Origin of the sequence: Flavobacterium sp. LC2016-13, from assembly GCF_009707955.1 — a bacterium.
Classification (GTDB): Bacteria; Bacteroidota; Bacteroidia; order Flavobacteriales; family Flavobacteriaceae; genus Flavobacterium.
On sequence record NZ_WMDQ01000003.1, the window covers coordinates 258,576 to 282,774 of the forward strand.

Genomic DNA, 24,199 nt, shown 5'->3' on the forward strand with positions numbered 1-24,199 from the left:
GGTTAAATAGTAACAATGACAAGCAATGAGCCCGCTTTTATATTACTTTGATAATCCATTTAAAAATTTGAACTTCTGAAAACTATCAATTATGATTTACTAGAATCTTAATGATATAATTGTTTCAATTTATTTATTTATTTATTTATTTACTCTGGCATTCCTGGCAACCAAATTCCTCCGTTTTTTGCATCATTATATAATTCCTTAAAATCGGATAAATTGTAATAGCTATTTTTTATGAATTCTTTTTCATATTCTTTACCATTTACAAAAGGAAAAAATTGAAATACATCACCAACTTCAATACTGCCGGATAATTTTGTACCATAATAGCAAACTAAAGCTTTTATTTTTGCTTGCTCACTAAAGCTTAAATTTTCATTTTCAAATTCAGACAAATAATTTTTCAAAGCTTCAATAAATTTCTTCTTATTATTTACACTTTCAACATTCATTACATCAAAAATTTCTTTATGAAAAACAATATTACCATTACAGTTTTTAATCCATAATACTTTTGAAAATTCATCTATATCACTAGCATTAACAAGATTTCTATCCAGAATCCATTTCAATAAATCAGTATCTTGAGCATAGCCAAAAGTTTTAACTAATGATTCTAAAAATTCTTTATCATTAAATTTCAACCAAACTAAACTTGCTTTATTATTATTAAAAATGTATTTATTGCGATTGATTAATATTTGAATATTTTTCTGTCTTTGTTTTTCTTTATCTGGAATGTTTTTCCACCTTTTAATCTCAATTTTAGCACCTTCAACTTCATCTGTTATAAAAGTCGCCTTACTTTCATAAACAGAAAGTTCAGGATATTTTTTTTCATAATCTATTAGTTGCGGTATTGCAAAAAAATAGGTCAGAAATTTATTTTTTTTTGAAACATATATATATTGGAAATCTGCTGTTTGAGGTTTTAAATCTAATTTTTTATCACATATATTGTTTAAATCTATTTTTAAAAATTCAGAATTTGAATTAGGATCAATTTTTCGTTTAAAAAAAAGATTAATTTTTTCAAAAAAATCTTTGTCTGACAAAAAAACATATCCATCATTTTTTAATATTTCACCTTCCAAAGTCACTAATGCATTTAAATCTTCTCCATTGTAATCGTCAAAACTCCCATATTCTTCGGAAGCTCCATTTTCTAATTGCTTCTTTATTACTTCAATAAACTTATTACCATTCTTTTGATTATTTAACTTTTGATCCTTTTTTTCAGAATTACATGAATTAAAAATAAATGTAAAAATTACTAAAAGTGTAATTATTGAATTTTTCATATACTAATTTTTATTAATCAAAATTCCACCTAACAAAAACATCCCATTCTTGCTAGCTGAGGCTTTTCTTTTCAATACGTCAAAGAGCTTATTGTATTGTTATTCTCTCAAGGCATTTTGCTTACTTTTAACCTCTATTTTATTTCTACGATACTACCATTTTTATCAATGTTGTAAGATTTAAAAAAAACGTTTTTCTCTGTAGTATTTTTTCTTTTATAAAGATTGATTTTATAATCTTTTGAAATGACGAACTGGGTAATAGATCCACCGTCCATAATTCCTATTTCTAAAGAAGAAATTATTTTATCATTATTTAGTACAATTAAATCATATGATTCAGTATCAGAATCAGTATTACATAAAATAATTGGTTGATAATCATTTAGCTTAGGAAGATACATATAATCACTCGGGTGAAAATTATTTCCAAAAAATTTTGCAATGGCATCATTTTCCTTATAAAAATATTTAGGATAGTTTTTATTACATTGAATGCTATCATAAGGATTCACACAAGCTTTATAATACTCATCAAAATCAATAGGAAGAATAGAATACTTAATAGCTTGATTCGATACTACTTCCTTCTTTTCTTTTTTTACTATTTGACACAAACTAAAAACATCATTCTCAGATAATATTTTTTTATCAAAATTTAATTCGATTGGATTATCTGGATCTGCAGTTGTATTAAATAATTTATTATCATTAACATTCAATGACAACCAAGCAATCGTACTTTCAACTATTTGTTTCGTTTTAGGATCTTCTGAGATATTATTTTCGATATAAACATGAATAGTTATATTATCTCCTTCAATTCGATCTATCTGTGTTAAAAAATCTTTTTGCCCCCTTAATTCTAAATTACTTGATTTAACAATTTGATAAGCAATATCTTCACATGTTAATTTTGTATTTTTAGCTATTACATTTTTTGGTAAATCATTCGATTCCTGTGTTTTAAAATCTTTACAACTAAATAGAATTAGTGAAAGACTTATTATTATTAATCTCATTTCATTTCCATTTAAAATCACTTTCATCTTTTACTTTTTTAAATATTTTGATTCCGCCAGCTAACAAGAACATCCTATTCTTGCTAGCTGGGGCTTTTCTTTTCAATACGTCAAGGAACCTATACTTGATTTAAATTTTCAATTCTGTGACGTCAACAATATATTCCTCTGTTAGAGCGTTAGCGTCTCGCTCGTACCACTAATTTAATTAAGCTATTAAGAATACTCTAGAAATCCTATTTATCACGAGCGAGATGCTCGCGCTAGCTGAGATGTTTTTTCTGAAATTCTTTCGTCTTTGTTCTTTTTATTTCTTTTGCTGTTTGCTCATAACATTGTATTTGCAAAAAATATAATATTAGTAATACTAATATTATTATAGTTTTCATTGGACCCAAGGTTTTTTGGGTTATTTCTATTAATAATCACAATTATATAAAATTATGGTATTGTTACTTTGATTAAATGGGTTTTTAGGAAACTCTATTTTTTTTGTTTTACTGTTATAAAATCCTTTCCATTCAAAATATATTTTTCTATTATCTCCTTTTTTTATCACTGCAATTGGAGTATTCATCTTTATATCAATATTCCAATTGAAATATTGATACTTAGAATTTATAATTGATGCCCCAAGATATTCTATAGATTTTGCTTCTGCATTATATTTTGTTGTCATTTTGGCTATCAGCTCTCCCTTTGAATCTTTCATATAAAAATCTCCTTCATTGCCATCATACATAAGAAATTGGGAATCATTTTCATTACTACACTTTGATTTCCATGTTCCTGTAATTGAAAAATCATCTGACAATGATTTTAAATCATCATTTCTTTTTGCTTCATTAGAATTAATACTACCTTTTATTTTTTCACAAAAATCTTCATCTAAAGAATTAATAAATTCGTAAACTGATTTATTTGAATTCCAATAAACATAAAAAGTAGATTTTTCCGGCAAAACAATTCTCACAACTTCTTCTCCACATACTTTAGCTTTTTGTATATAAGAGAAAATTCCTTCTTCAAATTGGTCATAAATAACTGTTTTTTCTGATTCATCTGAATAATCTCCCGTTTTGTATATAATGATAGGTTTAACTCCATTTTTATAATCATTGAAAATGATTAAAAAGGGGAAATTGTAGTTAGGATATGCTTCGTTTATATATCCTTTATACCTAACAATAATCGCAACATCTTCATTTCCATTGTGATTAAAATCTCCTCTAGCATAAATTGAGCATAAAGGAGTATTCACATATTCATCTAACAATTTTAAATCTTTCATTAATAGTAAATCAAACTCTTTACTAGAACTCATATAACTTATAATTTCTTGAGGGATGTCACATTCCTTTTTTTCAGAAATTGATATAGTATCAGTTTTCTTATTTGGAATTTTACCGTTTTCTGACTTCACATTTCCATTGCAATTTGAAAATAATAAAGCTAAAATTGCAATACTTAATATTTTTTTCATTATTTAATTCTTTATTATTCAATGAATTCCGCCAGCTAACAAGAACATCCCATCCTTGCTAGCTGAGACTTTTCTTTTCAATATGTCAAGGATCATTTTGGAATTATTAGCCTAAAGTGCTAAAGATCGCACTTCATTAAAACCACATGCTTATCTGCATATTTTTGAATAATTTCTTGTTGAAACTCACATTCGATAAATTCTCTCTTTTTAGTCTTATTATTGTAAAAGCCATACCAATAAAAATGAATTGTTTTATCATTAATAAATTTTAAACATGCAATAGGTTTATCATTTATAAAACTTTTCCAATCTAATTTTATTCCGAACTCTCCTAAATCCTCTGGCTTTTCTTTAAGTTTATATGTTATACTTTTTTCAGATTTATTCTGTTCAATTTCGACCATATCAACATAGATTTGATTAAACATTATTTCCAAAGAAACATTATTACCATCAATTTGCATACTAGCGTTTCCACTCTCACAATTTACTTTCCAATTAGTTGCAGTATTTTCATTCTTCGCTAAATCTTTTTCTTCAGGACAATCATAACACTCTTCATCGCAAGGCAATTCTTTTACAGTTTTTATCGTGTTAACAAAAACACTATCAATGTATAGATCGTTATTAATTTTCCAAAACTTTTGCTCTTTATCTAGAGGTTGGATTTTCAATATGCTATCTGAATTTTCGGGCTTTTCTAAATTATATTTATAAATCAGTCTGTAAGTAATTTTATTTTCTAATACTTCTTTAGAAGATATATTAAGTGTATAATATTCTTGACCTAAATTGTGAAAAATACTGTCTTTATAGATTTTAAATTTTTCAACATTTGCTCCACATGGCTTATATAAAAATCTTCCGGAATCTGTTTCTATAACTTTAAATAAAGTGTGTCCACTAAAATCGATTTTAGAGTAATTATCTACTGTTTGATTTTTTTCAATATTATTTTTTTCTTTACATGAAAATATCATCATAGATAATATCATACATAAAATTCGTATTCTCATATTATTAATTTATTATAAAATTCCTCCAGCTAACAAGAAACATCCCATTCTTACTAGCTTAGGCCTTTCTTTTCAATACGTCAAGGAACTCTTATTGTATTTTGTATTATATTAAATTTTCATTCTAAAAAAAAGCTTCAGAGTTTCAATTTTATTTAATTCTCTCATAAACTCGTTTAGGTATTTTATTTAAATCTTTACCTTGAGTTTTCATTAGTGAAATATATTTTTGATAAGATTTCTTGGCATCTTCATTTTCATCAAATCCCCATTGAGCATCTCCCAAATTTAAGTAAGCAACAACTCGATCAGGAGAGAAATTAACTATATCAAGAAGTATTATTCTTGCTTCATTAAAATTCTCCATTTCAATTAAGTTAAATGCAGCATCATTATATAAAGCAATATTCTCATTACAAATTGGATTAGCTTTTAATATATCTGCAATTTTGTAAACATCTATTTCTTTCAACTTTTCCTTATTTTTAATATCATCTAGAGAAATTAAACCTTTACTATTTACATCTCCAAATTGGTCTACAACATTATTAAAATCAAATTCTTTAAGTGATACAGCCATTGATTTAGTATTTTTATCCTCTCCACTTGATGAACTCTTATAGTATGTTACAGAATTTGAAATCCATTCATTTCCTTTACTGAAAAAATCAATGTCCATTGAATTTTGGCCATTTGTTATAGTCAATGGTATTCCCTCACCTGTATGTCTAATCTTAACAATACTATTATCAAAACATCTTTCGAAAATCAAATTCCCTTTCTTATTTTTTAATGATATACAATTATCATCTTCTACTAAAATAATGTTATTACCTCCATTAATAACTAAAGAATCATTAACAACATCTCCAACATCTTCTTTTGAGATACAATCTGTTTTTGTTCCTTGTATTTTTTTCACACTCTTAACGTTTAGTGCATTTACAAAATACTTTACAACTTTAGAAGATTCACTGTATTGAATTTCCCATTTAGATATACCCTTTTCTTTATCAATCCAAAGAAATTTATAATATGACTTTTCTAATTTATCGGTAAATAACGTTATTCCGTCTTCACCTTCTTTTATATGATCAATTTTCATATCTACATCTTCCATTATTCCTTTTTCAAAAATTGAATTATTAGAAGTTTTCAAACTTCCTCCTTCATAACCACAATCTACAAGCACGAATTCTTTATTTTTTTGTTTAACTTCTAACCATGTACCTATGTAATTTTCTTTACTATCTTGTGACTTACATGATAGGATTAAGCTTAACATCAATAAACCAAATATTATTTTTTTCATTTCAATTCTATTTTATAAAATTCCTCCAGCTAACAAGAACATCCTATTCTTGCTAGCTGAGGCTTTTCTTTTCAATACGTCAATGAACTTATATTGTCTTATTATTTTATTTATCTAAAAAATATTATTTAACAACTACAATTAAGCCATTATCATCTATCTTAAACTTTTCTGTTTTTAAGGTTTTAAAGTCTTCACCATTTTTTGTTTTAGTATTTAAACCAAAAACATAATCTTTATTAATCTCAAATTGAGTAAATTCAGAAACAGTATTGGGTTCATCACCTTCTTTAGCAAAACCAATATCCTTTTTAGTAATAACTTTATTATTCTTTAATGTTACTAACGTGTATGTAAAATCATCAAAATTAAAATTGCCTATAATAAAAACTTTAATTCCATTAATATCAGGTAACCTCAGATAATCTTTAGTATCTAAATTTGCTATATTACAATCTAATTCATTCCATACATTATTACCATCTATAATACTATTGGTAATTGGCAAATTTGTAATTTTCGTATTAGATAAACAATCATTTTGATTCTCTTTATTTTCTTCTGCAACTTTATTAGTCGAATCTTTTTGTAATTCTGCATTTAAATTATCTTTAGAACTTCTTCTATTTTCTGATTTTGAATTTCCATTGCAATTTGTAAACAGTAAAGCTAAAATTGCGATACTTAATATTCTTTTCATCATCTTTATTCTTTATCATTCTTGGGATTCCGCCAGCTAACAAGAACATCCTATTCTTGCTAGCTGAGGCTTTTCTTTTCAATACGTCAATGAACATAATATCACATTAGAAAAGCCTAATTAAAATTTACTTTAAAAATTGAAGTGATTTGTTGTTGTAATTATTTGTTTTTTAGATCGTCTAAAAAGGCAGGAGTTACATCTTCCAATTTTACAAGACCAAAATCTTTTTTCAACCAGTTTTTACTTGGCGTATTCTCGTCTGGATTATTTTTACTTGTATACTCAATGCTATATTTATGAAGATAGAATGCTCCATTTTCATATTTAAATGTTATATATTCATAAGTTGAATAATCGCTACTGTTTCCATGCTGCTCTATTGTAAAAAAATTATTTTTAAAAACTATTTTTTCAAATGCCGAATAAGGTGAGTTTTTATTTGCTAGTCTTATAATATTTTGTGTCTGGAATCTTTTTTTTCCTCCATCAATTACTAAAAATCCATAATTAAAATACTCATCTTCATTCTTAGAAGAAATAGTTGGGGCATATAAAATCAATTTCAGTTTTTCTGCTGCATTTGGACTAAATTCCCAAGAATTAATTTCTTTTGCCTGCTCACTTGTTTTAGTAGAATCGGAAGAAACTAGATTAGAATCTGTGTCCTTTTTACTGTCTTCGTTAAGAATAATTACTTTAGATTTAGATCTTTTATTTACTTCATATCTTATTATTATGATATTTTTATTAATAAAAGATGTAATATTTAACGACTCAAAGTTTGTGAATGATTTATCGTCTTTTTTTAGAAAATTCTTTGCCTGCACAATATATTCAGGGCAACAATTTTCATACTTTTTTTTATTATTTAATAAATTTTTATAAAATAGATTTTGTTTTTCTAATGATTCATTTTTTACTTCAGAAAAATGTTGATCAAATAATGAAGTATTAAAACTTTCACTACTAGAACTTAAAAAAGTATTTGATAATAACTTCGGCTTATTTGATCTATTAAAAGATATATTTAATGGAGAACTTTGATTATCATCAGTCATTCTCTGGTAAAATTTAAATTCTAAATTTTCATCTATCCTTATATTATTTAATTGTATGTCTTTTTCTACTATATTTATTTTTCTACTTTCTATTGATCCAGGTAAAATTTTATATATAAAAATACTATCTCCCTTATTAATGACATTAAAGTCTTCTTTATCAATATCAATTTTTAATGTAAAATCTCCACAATCAATAACTGTTTGAATACTATTAGTTATCTCAGTTTCATTTTTAGTTAAATTTTGTTTTTCTGTTTTTTTATCTACACAACTTATTAATGTTGCAAAAAACAAAACTATTAATAATCTCATATCTTATATTTTATTTACATTTAAACTACTCACCTCTTCTAAATCAAGATTTGTCAAACCAATATGACCATGATCGGCATGATCTCTATCATGTGTTACTCCTGGCACGCTATCTCCAAAGATAGTTCTCGGATTAGCACAAAAATTCTTTCTAAACCCATACGTATGTGCTAAATTAAAGAATGCTTTGTTTTTGTCTTTATCAAATACAGAATCTGTGTTATTCCCTTGATAGCTTTTACCAGAAGTATTTAAATAACGAAAATCACAGTCAAGTCCCTTTCTTGTACCTAAATGACCATGTCCAGCATGATGGCTAGAACCTGCTCCCCATGGATCACTGCCATTTTCAGATGACATATCTCCCAAATGTATTTCCCAACCCTTTTCATTAACTTCACTAATAATACCAAACAAACCAGCTGCAGTTTTCGGTAATAAATAGTGATCACCTTGTCCCACTGTTTCACCACCAGAAACTCCTCCAGCATCAACACCACTATATCTACCAAATCCACTACCTGTACTAGGTATTTTCACCATACCATGTTCATTTTCATCTAAAACATAAAGTAACTTAAATTTGCCTCCATCTTTTTCTACATAATAAGCATGTTTTTTTACAGAGCCTTTAATAAGTTTAATCTTTCCTGATTTATAAGTATAATATTCGGACTGTCCTTCTACTCCTTTTTCAGATGATTTACCATTTTTGCATTCATCTACTTTAAAGACTGTCTTAGTAATATTTTTATAATTTTCTCTTCTTCTCTTTTTAGCATCAGCATCATCATTTGGATTGATTTTGCCTGTAACTAAATTTGCTATAGATTCATTTGTATCATTTCCAATAACATCATTTATTTTTTTTAATTGCCAAAATCCCATCGCCGAAAAAACTGCGTATCTAATGTTAGTTAAAATTTTATCAGGATTGGTTACAATATTTACACTTGCATCAACAACTTTAATTTTTTCATAAACTTTTTCATAATTCTCTTTCCATGTTAATTGAATAAGTCCCTTACCTCTATATTTACTTCCATCTCCAGTCTCGAATCCTCCATTTCCATATTGATTTGAATATGCATAGTTAGCAAGCATATCTTCATTTGCTTTTTGAACCCCTTTATCACTATAACTATTTAAATCCTTTCTACCATATAAATCAGCTATATGATTATTTGTTCTAAAATAAGATAAATTGCAAAAATTTTTCTTTGTTCCATTTCGGAAGTAACCACCTTCTCCAGTTTCTAAATTACCTTTTACCCAATTTGTCCCAGTACTATACCAATAACCATCTTTGAGTGCTCCAGCACTATAATTCATGCTTTCTGGCTTCTTCAATTCTAATTTTGTTCCAACTTCTTTTAAAACTTGAGCGAAAAAATGAGCTTTTCTAAGACAAGTATTTACTTCAAATAATTTAGCCCCGTCATTGAAAGCACTAATTACATCTGTTAACATCGTATCACTAGCATCTGTAAAAATTAGTTTTAATTCATCTTTAGTGAGTATCTTACATCTTTCACATTCACCTTTTTCATCCTTCTTCTTATCCTCAGCACTAGGTTGAAAAATCTTCATAACTGTATTTACAACTTCTCCCTGATCTTGCTTAAAAACTTTTGCATCAACTTTTACTATCTCATTTATTGAACTTGTTTTAGTTTGAAAAACTTCAACTTCTGCAAATAATTCCTGCTCGGCTCCTTCCTGAAAAAGATTACCTCCAAGGCTTCTTGGTATAGTGTCCAGCCGTATAACCATTGCATGTATATTAGCTCTAATAGGAAATTTTAAGTCCGCCAATAAATCATTAGGGCTTCCGTTATCATGATCGTACAATCTAAGACGTACTTCTTTTCCAATTAATTCCTTAGAATCTATCCACACTTTAAGCTGCTTTTCTTTAAAAATACCTGTTATCGGACGATCTGCAGTATCTGTAATATGCACTTTTGTAATCTGGCCTTTTGGCGGTGTTGCTCCACTCGATGGCGATGTTTTTGGTTTTACGGGCTGTGTGGGTGCTGCAGTTTTCACCGGCTGCTGTGGCGGTGCCGTAGTTTTACCTTTATAAGGTGCTACCGGGGTTTCAAGATCATTAACATTGACATTCTTACTGGCTAATTTTTCATTGTCAAAATCAGTCGTAACATAATATTCATGTATTTTACCTTCATCTTTGCTCATTTTGGCAATCTTGGCAAAACTTGGTTTTAATAAAAAGTCAATATCTACAATTCCATCTTTTACAATACCAGAACGTGTATCTAATAAGTTTTTTTCATTTGCCTTGTTATGTCCTGCTCCAGCTGCATCGTCTTCCCAAAGTGTCACATACACCTTGCGTTTTTCCATATGCAAACAATGTACTCTCGCTTTAAGCGTTTGTCCGTATGACAATGGTGCAGAAGGTTTTTTACCACTTTTATCAAGCAACTCTATATTGTTGATTTTAGGTTTATCGGCAGATTGAGGTTTTACATCAATTCGTGCTATCTGGTCACCTTTTGTAGCCATAATACGAATGCCGTCTCTTTGCAGACTTCTCTGCAAGAATGTATAAGAAACCTTGTCTCCTTTTTTATCATTCTCTTTTGTTTTACGCCATCTACCGTATTCTAAAACATGAACAGTCCATAAAACTGGTGTGTCAAAAGGGCTTTTTGGTGCCGCAGTATGCGGAAATAAAGAAGTTAGAGGATTACTTATCGTGTAAAACTCTTCTTTTCCCACTACAGGGCTAGCATTTCCGGTTATTTTAAAATCTGACATACTACTTTATTTTAGTTACAAATAGAATCACTATCCTCTAAACTCTGTTTTCTTTTATCCGTGTTAACCAAAGGATTTATCTGGTTGCTTACCTGAGGTTTTGCCTTCTTTGCATTTTCTTTTCCCGGTTCAGCTTTTTGTCCGTGTTTGTCTACTGTAATACAATCAGGGCCACCAATCGGGCAGGTTCCTTTACTGTCTTCCAGTAGAATTTTTCCTTTATTAGAAAGTGTTACTTTTTCATAAAAACCACTCCATTTGGTAACTGTAGCCTTGCAAGGCAAATAATCTCCGCTTCCGTTAGGTTGCATTTTGCATTTACCAAAAGTATTTTTCTCTAATGTTTGTCCAATTTCCTTATCGGTTGCAATTAGTTTTTTTTCACCATCTTTATCATTAGCATAATGCTTATCCTGTGTTTTTACTTTTAATGCATCCGTTTTTGGTTCTACGCTAAACTTACATTTTAATGTTGCACCTTGTACTACTACATGTTTCTCACTCATGGCTTTACCTTTTTAGAATAATAAATACTCTCGTTAACACCTTTATTCTTTATAGAAATTTTTCTAATTATTTATTATTTAAAAAAATTATTGGCCAATTTCTGTTTTTCCTTTTTTTAGTGGCTCAATTAGTATCGTAGCTTTTATAAATTCATCACCATCAATACTACATTCTAAATTTACTTTTTCAATACTGTAATTATCTTCATTCAAATAATATACAGCCTTATAATTTCCTCTAAAAGGTTCATGCCTGTATATTTCCTGGAATTCATTATCAACATACTCTCCTTTTTGCTCTACTTTAATTAAACCTGATTCATCTACATACGGGGTAACTTTTTGCCCAATGTTATAAACCGATTCTTTACCTTTTTCTAATGGAAAAGAAACTTTATCCTCAAAAAAGAAATCAGCTGTATATTCGACATAAATTCCATTAAAGAATGCTCTCAAAAAATAATCAGAACTAAGCGCTTTTAATAATGTATCTGAATCTTCTAATGCATATTCTATAATTTCAATATGATTTTCGCTGACCTCTCCATCATAATAATCTAAAATTTCCCTCTTTACAACCTTCCAACGTGTTACAATTTCATCGTAATTATATATATCTACCCATTTACCGGATTCATCGACAACAATTTTAAGCGGATAAAGAATTTCTGCCGTTTTTGCATCTAATTCATCCATAATTGTTTCCGGTTTTTTCGTATTAATGTAAATTTCCTGCCCTCTGATTATTTCAAAAAGATGAAATCCTTTCTCATCACTAGCGAGCCATTTTACAACTATTTCAATTTCTAAAATGTCAATTTCTTCACCAACTTCGGTAGTATATTGTACCTGATATTCTTTTTGAATATTCCTGGGTAGAAATAGCAATTTATAATTATCTCCGAAACTAACTTTTTGAGGTTTTTTTTCTATTATTTCATCTTTAGAGATAACAGACTTTTCAGGAGCCAAAATCACTAATTCAAGATGGCTTTTAAAATCAGCCTCAATCAAATCAGGAATTTCGCAATAAATATTATGATAACGTCTGAGTTCCTGAGCATCAACACCAAGTTCTTGAGCAACACTTTGTAGTGTATCCCCCTTTTTTATCTTGTATGTGCGGTGCTTGTTTGGCGACACCTCAGATTCGTTTATATAATACATCGCTTCCTTAATTTAGATTTATCTATTGCATTTATTACCTACTCTGTTTATTTTTTAGCAACACCGGGTTCATATATAAAACCTTCTTCTTTTTTTTCTTCTTTTTTATTTATCTTAGGTTCGCTTTCCTTTTGCCTTTTACAAATGATTACCGAATTTTCTGTAATACCATTCATTCCCAAAGTATATTTAGCGTCTACGTATTTGGCTGCCTCATACCATTTTGGCTGTAAAAAAAACACCCAATTATAGTTTTCTCCGTTATGTTTTAATTCGATCATGTCTTTAGCATTATGCTCATTATAACCTGTAACTGTATGATAAAACAAAGCACCAAAATCAATTCTTACCGGTCCTTTTGATCTAAGGGAAGTATAATCCTGACTATCTTCTTTTTTCTGAATTAGTAAAGTAATAAGCAGTAAATCTTTCATTTCTACATTATCAATCTCAGGAAAAGGGTTTTTCCTTTGTGGTATTCTCCACGTAACATATTCTTTGGCAGGTATTTGCATCATATAATTAAATACTGCATAAATTCCGGTTGGAACCATGAAAACCAGAAAATGCGAACACATTAAAAAAGTCAATGTTATACCGTTTAGAGCCGTATAAATAATAATAAATAAAACACTTGAATAAAGCGTAACCAGTAAAGAGAACAGCAACTCAATACCTACAACACTTTTTAAATTGAATTCATCAAAATACCATCGGTATAGATAAACGTTCAGGATTCCGAATAGTGCAGAAGCGATCTGATAAAAAAGAAATTCATTCGACAGTTCTGTAAACAATTTATTGTATCCCAAAAATCCTACTAACGCATAAATAACAACAAAGGAAAAAAGGTAGATGTAAAATTTCTTTTTATATTTTACCGCAAACTCTTTTACTTTATCACTAAATACCATTGTAAGTATAGCGCAAACTGCTATAATTATTACTAAAAATACAATAAGCCTAATATCTATAAGTGCTCCTAAATGCTTCTTTACCATTACTAAATTCGTGTTGTATACCCTAACACAGGTTGTTTACTAAAATCAAACTCGTCCGTTTCTTCATTCATCAATAAAACTGTTTTTATCTCTACTTCCATCGGGAAAAAATGTTCGCAAAAACAGTCTATAAATATTTTTATTTCACCATCATTGACATAATGATGAAAAGGTTTATTGATAATTGGGCCAATTTCAATGGTTACATTCAAAGAATAATCCATATAATCTTTACCCACAATAAAATCAACTCCTAACCTATTTTCTCCTAATATAATTTGCTCTCCTTCTTCACTGTATTCTTTAGAACTTGTAGTTGTAAAGCTTACTTTTTCTTCAATAATACTTGCGAGACAGCGGCATGCTAAATCAATATCTCCAACAATTTTATAAGCGTATGGTAAAAGCTGGATAAACTTTGACACCAAAACGGCCGGATAAATATGTGGCAAACCCCAGAAATCATAGAAAAAATCTAATGGTTTGCTTCCGTTTAGCTTATATAAAAGATCTCTTTCAACGCTTTCTATTTTTGTCCGATAATGAAAAATCTCATTTTCAAAAGGAGTGAAAAAATTACGTGCCTCGGCTTCCTGTTTTTTCTGATGCTTATGCTCCCTAATCATTTGCCGAACAGATTTATCGGCATTATTCTCGCTTAAGCTATGTACAAAACCTTCCGGAAGTGCATCATACATACTGTCTCTGGACAATTGTATGTTAAGAAATTCCTGCTTGTCATAATTATCATCCTGAATAGAAGCTCCTAAAATATCACTTCTGTGCGCTCTCGAAAATTGTCCCTGATTCGAAATCGTAATTTCATCCTGAGCAACAGTGTTACTCACAAGCAATTCATTAGCAACCACTTCGGCTCTAATATCATACGAAATGCTTTGTATTTCGCGTACAAGATCTTCAAGACTCTTCTTATTTTTTCTTTGCATCGTCGTTAATTCGTCCTGCACCTATGTATCGTAATTGAAAATATTCGTCATTGAAATTATAGATAGCAAGTCCCTTGTCGGTACAAGCCAGAATTCTGTCGTTGTGCAGGTACAAACCCACATCTGAGATAGGATGATCTTTATCGTATCTAAAGAAAATAAGATCACCTTCGGCCAGGAATGTCCTTCCTGTAAAAATTTGAATCGATTTGGATTTCCACATTCCTGCAGGGTCTTTAGGAAGCGTTACTTTGTAAACATCACTGTACAGAGACTGCAAAAAATAAGAGCAATCTATTCCTTTTTTAGAAAAACTTTTCTCTTTATAAGGCGTATTAATCCATGGATCAATATAAGAATACAGTTTGTAATTTGTGATTTTATTAGGCATTACAGCCAAAACAATGGAGTATTTTTCTTTAAGCGCTAAAATAGCATCACTTAAATTTTCTGAATTATCATTGACAACGGTTTTGTTTTTCAAACCGCCTTCATCCATTCTAGATTGCTTTTTTAGCGTTTCTAAAGAATAATCATATTTGAAAGGAATCTGAGAAATATAATTTTGGGCATGAGATTCTGTACAGAAATGCATCAAAATAATTAATAAAACTGCCTGCCTCATAAAAATATTATTTATTGTTTTTTATCCCTTAATTAAAAAAGTGATAAAAATTTATTCTCAATTTTAAAATCTAAGCAACACTAAAAAAAATTAATGACTTCTGTTTTTTTAGTCAAATACCCAATACAATACCCTGTATTAGCGTTATTGTTTTATATATGAATATATTTCCTTTTATAAAACATAAGGTCACAAACGTAACAAATTATTTTGTAAGAATACAAATTAATTTTGTAAAATTTGTTGTATATTTTTGAATAATTAAATCTATTTTTGCTACGTTTTTCATAAAAATTATCTGACTTAGTGATTACCTTAAAAAATTGGAATGAATAAAAAAAATATTGATATTCGGGTTGTATTTTTCTTTGCTATATTGTTTCTAATCGCAATCGTAGTTTTTATCATTCAGTTATTCAATCATGTAGATTGTGAAGACGCAAAATTTTATATTTTCTCAGATCACTCGCAAAGTCTTGAATCTATTGAGTTTTATGACAAAACACCAAATGCAAAATCATGGAAATGGGATTTTGGAGATGGCACTGAAACAGATGTAAGAAAGCATACGTTTCATGTTTATAAAAATCCTGGGACTTATTTTGTGACTTTAACCATAAATGAAACTTGTGTTCATACAAAACAATTGGTTATTAATGATAAATATGCTGCTGATATTTTGGGAACTCCAAAAATTATTTCGGCTAAAATCATTTTTGTAGGACAGCCAACTTACTTTAAATCAGTGTCTGACGATGCAAAAACATGGGAATGGGCATTTGGAGAAAACCGTGGAATTGATGAAACTTCTTCAAATCCGGTTTATACTTTTTCAACTCCGGGAGAAAAAACTATAACGCTGGTTATCAATGGAGATTTTAGCCGTGTAGCAAAAAAAACGGTCTATGTGCACCCAAAAGTTATCAAAAAAACAAATCCGCTTGATGTATCTTCATACGAATATGAAAAGAAGGCTGAAGCTTTTGCTTTGCCAAGAGGTCCGTTAAAAAAAGACCCATTAGAAGAGATGTTGCAATATGTTCCCGTAGCTCCAAAAACAAAAACGGTAAAAGACAGTATAAGTGCTGTAAAAAAAGCACCTAAAGTTTCTGAAGATCAGTTTGAAATTTTATTAACCAAAGTAGCTGAAGGCAGTAAAGTTAAAGATGATTTTGCCGAATTTTTATGTGATGATCTTGATATTCCGGTGGTAAAAAATGACAATGATTTATTGACATTTTCTCAATTATGTGCTTCCATAAAAGGAAAGAAAATAAGAATTGATGCAATCAGATTGAATAAAGACAAGCAAAATAATTGTATTAAAGGATTAAATATCAGCTATAAAGTGAAAAAATACCTGATCTGGTCTAAAGATTAATTAGTATGGAAGAAGAAAAAAATGTTTTTAGCGCAGAATTATTAAGTGCGCTAGAAATCGCTAAAAAAATTGCCAAGACCAATTTAAATAAATATTACTCTGCATCTCATTTATTGAAGGCTGTTTTAAACAGGGATTTATCACTTTTAAAACGTCTTGAAGCTATGGGCAAAGATGTTTATTATCTTGATGAATGGGCTGAAGTTCGTATGGAAGAAGAGCCAAAAACGACTCCCGTTTCTGATCCTGAACCAAGTGATTTGATAGACGAAATTATCAAAGAAGCAGAATCTGTTCGTATTGCTTTAAATGAAGATGAAATAAGTCTTTATGCTATTATTGTAGCGATTAGTTCTCCCGGAGTTGGTTTTAACTTCGACCAAATGAAAACTTATCCTATTTCCAGAAACGAATTACTCGAAGATCAAACGATTATTCCAGAACCTGTTAATGGTGTAAAACAGGAGGTAAAAAAAGGTTTTCTAGCTAAATATGCTATTCATAAAAATCTGGAGAAAAAGAATAAAAAAATTGCTGCAATTGGTCGTGAAACGGAGCTTAATACTATAAAAGAAATTCTTTGCCGATTCTCGAAACCCAATGTTTTACTTATTGGAGATCGCGGAATTGGTAAATCAATATTAATTGATACGCTGGTTCAAAATGTAATTGCGAATCAGGTTCCTGATGTTTTGAATAAAGTTCAGCTTTTTGAACTGGATTTATCATCGTTAATCGCCGGCGCTTCATACAAAGGAGAAATCGAAGATCGTCTGAAAAATTGTATTCAGGAATTAAAACAATATCCAAAAGCAATTCTTATTATTGAAGAAATACATACGCTGTTGGATAAAAATGGCGGTGATTCTGGTGTTTCTAATGTTTTAAAAGGTGAATTAGCGAAAGGATTAAATATTATTGCTACTTCTACAATCGATGAATATTCGAAAAGAATTGAGAAAGAACAAGGACTTTCAGGCATGTTTGAAATTGTAAAACTGGAAGAATCTGACGATGATACTTTGTTCCGAATGATTCGTGAATCGATTAAAACGTATCAGGAACATCATAAAATTCAAATTGATGATGAGACTATTACAGAATCGATTCGATTGTCCAGAAGATATTTAAAAGAAAAAAGCTTACCGGAATCTGCCATTAATCTTATCGATCATACCATGTCGGTTTTAAAGACTTCCGGAGAGACATTTCTAAAAGAAAAACAAATTATTCTTAATAAGTTAGCGCTTTTAAAACAGAATGAAAACAATGTATCTGAAGAGCAATTAATAAAGGAATTAAACTGGTTTTTGACGGATTTAATACATAAAACAACATTTTTAATGCTTGTTGAGGATGAAAATGAATTAAAGATTTTTGAAACTTCCGAAGCCATTATTAAACATATTGAAGGCTTAATAAATACGCTTGAAGAAAGAGCTTTAGACAAACGTGTTCATATTGAAGCTTTTGATTTATCGCTTATTATTGCACAAAAAACAGGTATTCCGGCAGGAAAATTAAAAGAAGAAGAAAAGCAAAAACTGAATTCTATTGAAGAAGTTTTAGGACGGAGAGTAATTGGTCAGGATCATTGTATTGCAACTGTTGCCGGCTCTATTTTAGAGTCAAGATCAGGATTAAGCAAAGCGGGACAGCCTATTGCATCTTTCTTTTTTTTAGGACCAACGGGAACCGGAAAAACAGAATTAGCAAAAAGTCTGGCAGAATTTCTTTTTCAGGATGAAAATGCGATTATCAGATTTGATATGTCTGAATTTAAAGAAGAACATTCGGCAGCATTACTTTACGGAGCGCCTCCGGGATATGTAGGTTATGAAGAAGGTGGATTATTGGTAAACAAAATCAGGCAAAAACCGTATTCTATTGTTTTATTTGATGAAATTGAAAAAGCACATCCTTCTGTTTTTGATGTTTTCCTTCAAATTATGGACGAAGGTAAATTGCACGACCGATTAGGAAAAGAAGGTGATTTCTCAAACGCTATTATACTTTTTACTTCAAATATTGGAGCAGATCATATTGTTGAAACTTTTAATAAAGGTCAGATTCCGAGTTCTAATTCTTTAATGGAAATTATGGGGAATTATTTTAGACCCGAATTTTTAGGAAGATTAACAGAGATTGTACCTTTTGCGCCTATCAGTAAAGAAAATGCCTTAAAAATATTTGAAATCCATCTTAAAAAAGAGTTTATGGATTTACTTAAAAATATTAATATAACGGTAGAAATTCCGATGGAAGCCAAACTTTATCTTGCCGAAAGCGGATATAATGCGAAATATGGTGCAAGGCCTATTAAAAGTATTATCAGAAGTCATTTAAGAAGACCTTTGGCCAAGAAAATTATTGCCGGTGAAGTAAAAGACGGTGACACCATAACTGTCATTATCGAAAATGAAGAAGTAAAATGGATTAATCAGGAGTTAATTGATGTTATTGAAAATTAATTGCCAAACTTAATTTTATAAAATAAATAAAATGCCATCTCAAAAATCAATTATGAGATGGCATTTTTATTTTAAGGTTTTTAGAAAATATCTTAGAATTTATAAGTTAATCCAACTCTAAAGTTTCTTGGTTGTTCTGTTTGCCAGTAATAAGCATTAAGATAAGAATAATAAGAACCACTGTAAAGGTATTTATCCAAAATATTGAAAACGTTCGCAGTAACTTTTATTTTTCCGGTTTCATAAGACAAACCTCCATCTAACTTAAAGTAAGACGGTAATTTTTGAAGTCCTACACTCCATGTATCTGTTTGACGTCCGTCAAGAAAAGTTCCTCCAATAGAAGCCCCAAATCCTTTTATTACACCACTTTGAACGGTATAATTCAACCATGCATTTGCAGTATGTTTAGCATATCCGGGCACGATATCTCCAACGTTAATACCTTTAATTGCAGAACTTGTTACGACTGATTCTGTAAAGGCATAATTTGCAATAAGATTAAGTCCGTCGAATAATTTTCCTCTAACATCAAATTCAACACCCTGAGCCCTTTTTTCACCTAACACAATTTTATAAATATCGTTTGGTCCATTGTCGGGATCTGCTGTCAATTCGTTTTCTTTTACAATGCGGTAAGCTGATACCGAAGTATTCCAGGATCCGTCAAACCAATCTTTTTTAATACCGAATTCAATATTGCTACCTGTTAAAGGTTTTACTTTATCTCCATTAGCAATAATACCGGATTGTGGTAAAAAAGCCTGATCGTATAATCCGTAAACGGCTAAATTATCAGTTACAGAAAAACTAATACCTGCACGTGGCGTAATATGGCTGTCTGCCTGAGTTTCACCCCAACTCGTTTGACTTATCCATGTATATCGTGCAGCAAGTGTAACCCTAAGTTTGTTTTGAAAAAAACCAAGTTCATCCTGAGCATAACCAGCAGCATATTCTGATGTCATAATTCCTCCTGCTCGCTGGCTTAGCGGGGTTTCATGATCAAAATTAGGCAATCCGTTTGATGGCGTACCGTAATTTGGATTATTTACATCAAATGGATTGTCTACCGTATCCAGATCATGAGATTGTCCCCAATCTGCCATGTAATCTTTATTTCCTAAATCTATGCCACCTAATACTTTATGCGTTATTGGTCCTGTATTGAATTTTCCGTTAAGGAATATTTGCCCTAAATACATATTACTTTCAGCATCCCAAATACCTACATTTCGTATAATTTCTCCAGCAGCAAGAGTTCCTTCCGGTATACCGTTAAAATCTCTGTCAACCGGACCCGGACCTACCACACCCGGCCAAGAGCTATATCCTTGTTGAATATATTTAAAGTAAGAAGTTTGTGCTGTAAGTTTCCAGTTATCATCAAACTTATGCTCAAACATAAAGTAACCACTATGATCCTGAATATTCGTATCCGGCAATCCTGGTTGTGTCATCGTAAAATCTACCGGCATAGTTGCATATCCTCCTGAATCAGCACCAAATACATAATATGAACCAACTTCAGTCATATTAGCATATTGAAAGTTATATTCGGCAGTAATTTTTGTTTTATCGTCAAGTTGGTATGAAATTACCGGAGCAAGTACATAACGGTTGTTGTGCTCAAATGGTCTGTGAGAACCTTTTTGTTGCGCTGCCCCATTAAATCTATATAATAATTTTCCTTTTTTATCTAATTTACCATCAAGATCAAGACTTACTCTGTAAAAATCATAGCTTCCGCCTAATACAGATACTTCGCCTTTTGTAACTCCTGTTGGTTTTTTAGTAACCACATTATAAAGTCCACTTGGATCACCGCTTGAAAGCATAAATCCTGCAGGTCCTTTTACAAATTCAATATGATCTACAAAACTCATGTCCTCTGTAAGTGGTCCCCAGAAAGATGATACTACGTTAAATCCGTTACGGAAAGCCTGAATTTGAGAACCACGCATTGTAATGTTAGTGTATAAATCTCCCCAATGTTCTAAACGAACTGCACCACTTACGTTACGAATAACTCCATCACTCATACTTGTAATTTGTTGGTCTTTTAAAGTCTGGCCGCTTATAATCTGAATATTTTGTGGAATTTCAAGAACCGGAGTCTGCAAACGCAATGACAAAGAAGGTTTATCCTGCTTGTATTTATTTTTTGTAATAACAACTTCATCAAGATCTTCCTGAGTTTCAGAAAGTGAAAAGTTTTTCGTAGTTGTTTGTTTTCCAGTAACAACAATGTTTTCTTCAATTGGTCTAATTCCTACCGATTTAACTACAATAGTATAGTTAGCCGGTTTTACATTTTTTATTTCGTATAGTCCGTGTTCATTTGTAACGGTATTATACTTTGTACCTTTTAGACTAACAGAAATATTTTCTGCAGGAGTATTTCCGCTTAAAATAACTTTTCCGGTAACTTTTCCTGTTTCCTGACCCAACATTGTTAGTGAGGTTAGAAACAACAAACAAAACAGAATCTTTTTAATGGTTATGATTTTCATTTTGGTATGATGTTTAAATTCTCGGCAAATGTAAATGCTAAAATCGTTTAAAACAAACTATTTTTAATTATTCTAAATAAAAACAATGTGTCTTATAATTTTTCACTAATAAGAAAATATATAGTTGACAAAAGCAACTAAATTTTATATATTTGCTTTTATAATAAAGATCATTTTTTTAATTATGGAAAATACTACTTCAGAAATCAGAAGTTTTAATCGATTTTATACTTCTCATTTAGACATATTAACCCAGCATTATCTTGATAGTGATTATTCGTTAACCGAAGTACGAATCATTTATGAAATCAGTCATCACAAAATAATAACGGCACAAAAAATTACTGAAATCCTTAATCTTGACAAAGGATATTTAAGCAGAATATTAAAACGATTCTTAAAAGAAAATTTAATAGCAAAAGTATCTTCAAACGAGGATAAACGTGCTTTTAATATTGCACTTACAGATTTAGGAAATGAATTATTTAAGTCTTTAAACAATAAGGTTGACGAGCAGATAAAACAAAAAATAGAAAGGCTGAATTTTTCTGAAAAAGATATATTGGTCAATTCAATGCAAACCGTAAAAAAACTATTATCCGAAAAACAATTAGTCCCATCTGATATTACGTATCGTCATCAATTAAATCCGGGAGACATTGGCTATATTATTTATTTGCATGGATATATTTATGGAAAAGAATCTGATTTTTCGAGTGACTTTGAAAAGTATGTTATAAAAACATTCCATAACTTTTTAGAAAATTATTCGGCAGAAAATGATCGTATCTGGATGGCTGAATACAACAATAAAATTATAGGCTGTATTGCTATCCAACATCAAACAAAAGAAGAAGCTCAACTAAGATGGTTTTTATTGGATCCTGCATTTCGAGGATTAGGAATAGGTAAAAAACTTTTAACCGATGCTCTTGATTTCTGCAAAGAGACAAAATTTAAAAACGTATTTCTGCTTACGACAAGCATGCAGAATAAAGCACTGGAAATGTATAAACAAGCAGGATTTACGCTTACAGAATCTACAGAAGTAACGCAATGGGGAAAAACATTTCAAGATGAACGCTATGATCTTAAACTGTAAATTTTAAACCAAATTAATACTCAATAATGCTATATAAATTGAATCTCTTTAAAATGGACATGAAAGATATATAGCATAATTATCTTCAAAATAAAAATTGCAACTTTATAGGTTTTGAAAATAAGATCTCTATATTTGCAACCAAGTTGCGTTAATTTACGCAAAGATTTCCAAAAATCAAGAATGAAAAAGAAAATTATAATTATTAATTTTTTAATCTCTTTTACCGTATTGTTCGCAATGCTGTTTCAGACTGTCCATTCTTACGAGCATGTTTACAGGCAATTAACAGAGAAACATTGCGATCACAAATATACTGCGCATAAAAATCAAATAACACACGCACATTCCGTTGAAAATCATTGTCCTATTTGTCATTTTACATTTAGTACTTTTATTCCAAACTCATTTCATTCCTTATCATTTCAAAAAATAAATGTTGTAACAACGCCTGTTTTCTTTTATAAAACAGTTGCATCAACATTTTTCAAAGGAAGCCTTTTTGCTTTAAGAGCGCCTCCTTCCCTATTTTAGTTTACTGCATTTTTATATCGAAAATCATCTTTTGCTTTTGTTTTTAAAATAAAGGCTGAATCCTATTTTTTGTTTTTCTTTTTGAAAGATAAAATAGAAAAAAGCTATAAAACTTTCGCAGTAAACAATTCCGTTTCTTTTTAGAAAACCCCGAATCAAAGCCCATACAAAGGTTTTTGGTACAGGATGACTATTCTTATTTCAAAAAAATCAAACCCAAATAAATATAAAACTATGCTTATAGCAGAAAATCTAACCATGAAATATGGCGATAATATCGCTTTGAATGCGCTAAACTTAACGATTAAAGAAGGTGAAATTTTTGCTCTTTTAGGACAAAATGGAGCCGGAAAAACTACTACTATAAATTTATTTCTGGGCTTTATAAAACCAACCGGAGGCGAAATTAAAATTAATAATATTTCGGTTGTCACCGATGCTGATAAAACCAAAAAAGATGTGGCCTACATTCCTGAAACAGTAATGTTATACCCAAATCTTACGGGAATTGAAAACCTGAAATTCTTCTCCTTTCTTGCCGGATTTAAATATTCGACCGGAGAACTGACTTATTTTTTAACGAAAGCCGGATTACAAGTAACGGCGCACGATCAAAATCTGGGCGGATATTCTAAAGGAATGCGACAAAAAGTAGGCATCGCTATTGCCATTGCAAAAAGAGCAAAAGTGTTATTGTTAGACGAACCTACAAGTGGCTTAGACCCAAAAGCTTCAAACGAATTTTCTCAAATCCTGAAAGAACTTTCTGCAGACGGAACAGCGATTTTAATGGCAACCCATGATATTTTCAGAGCAAGAGAAGTTGCCACACACATTGGAATCATGAAACAGGGAAATCTTGTTACGATTATCGAGGCAGCTAAAATCTCTGCCAACGAACTTGAAGATTTGTATTTACAAACCGTTTAAAAAGGAAAATTTTCCATCC

The 24,199-nt window shown here is 30.2% G+C and carries 19 protein-coding genes; 5 read left to right on the forward strand and 14 right to left on the reverse strand.

Going from position 1 to position 24,199, the window contains the following annotated elements; translation table 11 throughout:
- Positions 1-149: 149 nt before the first annotated feature.
- From GKZ86_RS08285 to GKZ86_RS08345, 13 genes are all read right to left on the reverse strand, one after another.
- Positions 150-1,307 carry a hypothetical protein gene (locus GKZ86_RS08285; protein WP_154782644.1) on the reverse strand — a complete coding sequence of 386 codons (1,158 nt, stop codon included), beginning with the start codon at positions 1,305-1,307 and terminating at the stop codon, positions 150-152.
- A 134-nt stretch (positions 1,308-1,441) separates the two neighbouring features.
- Entirely contained in the window at positions 1,442-2,356 is a 915-nt protein-coding gene (locus GKZ86_RS08290) for a hypothetical protein (protein WP_154782645.1), read from the reverse strand.
- Between the two features lie 391 nt (positions 2,357-2,747).
- Positions 2,748-3,812 (reverse strand): hypothetical protein, encoded by a 1,065-nt coding sequence (locus GKZ86_RS08295; RefSeq protein WP_154782646.1) that lies wholly within the window; start codon positions 3,810-3,812, stop codon positions 2,748-2,750.
- A 119-nt stretch (positions 3,813-3,931) separates the two neighbouring features.
- Positions 3,932-4,831 (reverse strand): hypothetical protein, encoded by a 900-nt coding sequence (locus GKZ86_RS08300; RefSeq protein ID WP_154782647.1) that lies wholly within the window; start codon positions 4,829-4,831, stop codon positions 3,932-3,934.
- A gap of 151 nt (positions 4,832-4,982) precedes the next feature.
- Positions 4,983-6,143 (reverse strand): tetratricopeptide repeat protein, encoded by a 1,161-nt coding sequence (locus GKZ86_RS08305; protein WP_154782648.1) that lies wholly within the window; start codon positions 6,141-6,143, stop codon positions 4,983-4,985.
- A 124-nt stretch (positions 6,144-6,267) separates the two neighbouring features.
- Positions 6,268-6,843, reverse strand: a complete 576-nt coding sequence (locus GKZ86_RS08310; protein WP_154782649.1) for a hypothetical protein — start codon at positions 6,841-6,843, stop codon at positions 6,268-6,270.
- A 161-nt stretch (positions 6,844-7,004) separates the two neighbouring features.
- On the reverse strand, positions 7,005-8,219 hold the full coding sequence (locus GKZ86_RS08315) for a hypothetical protein (RefSeq protein WP_154782650.1): 1,215 nt from the start codon (positions 8,217-8,219) through the stop codon (positions 7,005-7,007).
- Positions 8,220-8,222: 3 nt separating this feature from the next.
- Positions 8,223-11,003 (reverse strand): glycoside hydrolase family 19 protein, encoded by a 2,781-nt coding sequence (locus tag GKZ86_RS08320; protein WP_154782651.1) that lies wholly within the window; start codon positions 11,001-11,003, stop codon positions 8,223-8,225.
- An 11-nt stretch (positions 11,004-11,014) separates the two neighbouring features.
- Complete coding sequence (locus tag GKZ86_RS08325; RefSeq protein WP_154782652.1) at positions 11,015-11,509, reverse strand: DUF4280 domain-containing protein; 495 nt, start codon at positions 11,507-11,509, stop codon at positions 11,015-11,017.
- An 87-nt stretch (positions 11,510-11,596) separates the two neighbouring features.
- Positions 11,597-12,676 (reverse strand): LysM domain-containing protein, encoded by a 1,080-nt coding sequence (locus GKZ86_RS08330; RefSeq protein WP_154782653.1) that lies wholly within the window; start codon positions 12,674-12,676, stop codon positions 11,597-11,599.
- A gap of 47 nt (positions 12,677-12,723) precedes the next feature.
- Positions 12,724-13,677: a TssN family type VI secretion system protein gene (locus GKZ86_RS08335; protein WP_154782654.1), complete on the reverse strand. Its 954-nt coding sequence runs from the start codon at positions 13,675-13,677 to the stop codon at positions 12,724-12,726.
- Between the two features lie 2 nt (positions 13,678-13,679).
- Positions 13,680-14,624, reverse strand: a complete 945-nt coding sequence (locus GKZ86_RS08340; protein WP_154782655.1) for a hypothetical protein — start codon at positions 14,622-14,624, stop codon at positions 13,680-13,682.
- Positions 14,608-15,249, reverse strand: a complete 642-nt coding sequence (locus GKZ86_RS08345; RefSeq protein ID WP_154782656.1) for a C40 family peptidase — start codon at positions 15,247-15,249, stop codon at positions 14,608-14,610. The genes GKZ86_RS08340 and GKZ86_RS08345 overlap by 17 nt, the downstream gene beginning before the upstream one ends.
- Before the next feature lie 328 nt (positions 15,250-15,577).
- On the opposite strand from GKZ86_RS08345, the gene GKZ86_RS08350 reads away from it, so the two are divergent.
- Together GKZ86_RS08350 and GKZ86_RS08355 are read left to right on the forward strand one after the other, a co-directional pair.
- Complete coding sequence (locus tag GKZ86_RS08350; protein ID WP_154782657.1) at positions 15,578-16,630, forward strand: PKD domain-containing protein; 1,053 nt, start codon at positions 15,578-15,580, stop codon at positions 16,628-16,630.
- Between the two features lie 5 nt (positions 16,631-16,635).
- Entirely contained in the window at positions 16,636-19,101 is a 2,466-nt protein-coding gene (locus tag GKZ86_RS08355; RefSeq protein WP_154782658.1) for an AAA family ATPase, read from the forward strand.
- 92 nt (positions 19,102-19,193) lie between these two features.
- Here the strand turns inward: GKZ86_RS08355 and GKZ86_RS08360 are convergent, their stop codons facing one another.
- A complete protein-coding gene (locus tag GKZ86_RS08360) occupies positions 19,194-21,614 on the reverse strand; it encodes a TonB-dependent receptor (protein ID WP_154782659.1) in 2,421 nt (806 codons plus the stop codon).
- Between the two features lie 184 nt (positions 21,615-21,798).
- Between GKZ86_RS08360 and GKZ86_RS08365 the strand changes: the two genes are divergently transcribed.
- From GKZ86_RS08365 to GKZ86_RS08375, 3 genes are all read left to right on the forward strand, one after another.
- Entirely contained in the window at positions 21,799-22,716 is a 918-nt protein-coding gene (locus tag GKZ86_RS08365) for a bifunctional helix-turn-helix transcriptional regulator/GNAT family N-acetyltransferase (protein WP_154782660.1), read from the forward strand.
- A gap of 183 nt (positions 22,717-22,899) precedes the next feature.
- Positions 22,900-23,250, forward strand: coding sequence for a hypothetical protein (locus GKZ86_RS08370; protein WP_154782661.1), 351 nt, complete (start codon positions 22,900-22,902; stop codon positions 23,248-23,250).
- Between the two features lie 234 nt (positions 23,251-23,484).
- A complete protein-coding gene (locus tag GKZ86_RS08375) occupies positions 23,485-24,180 on the forward strand; it encodes an ABC transporter ATP-binding protein (protein WP_154782662.1) in 696 nt (231 codons plus the stop codon).
- Positions 24,181-24,199 lie beyond the last annotated feature (19 nt).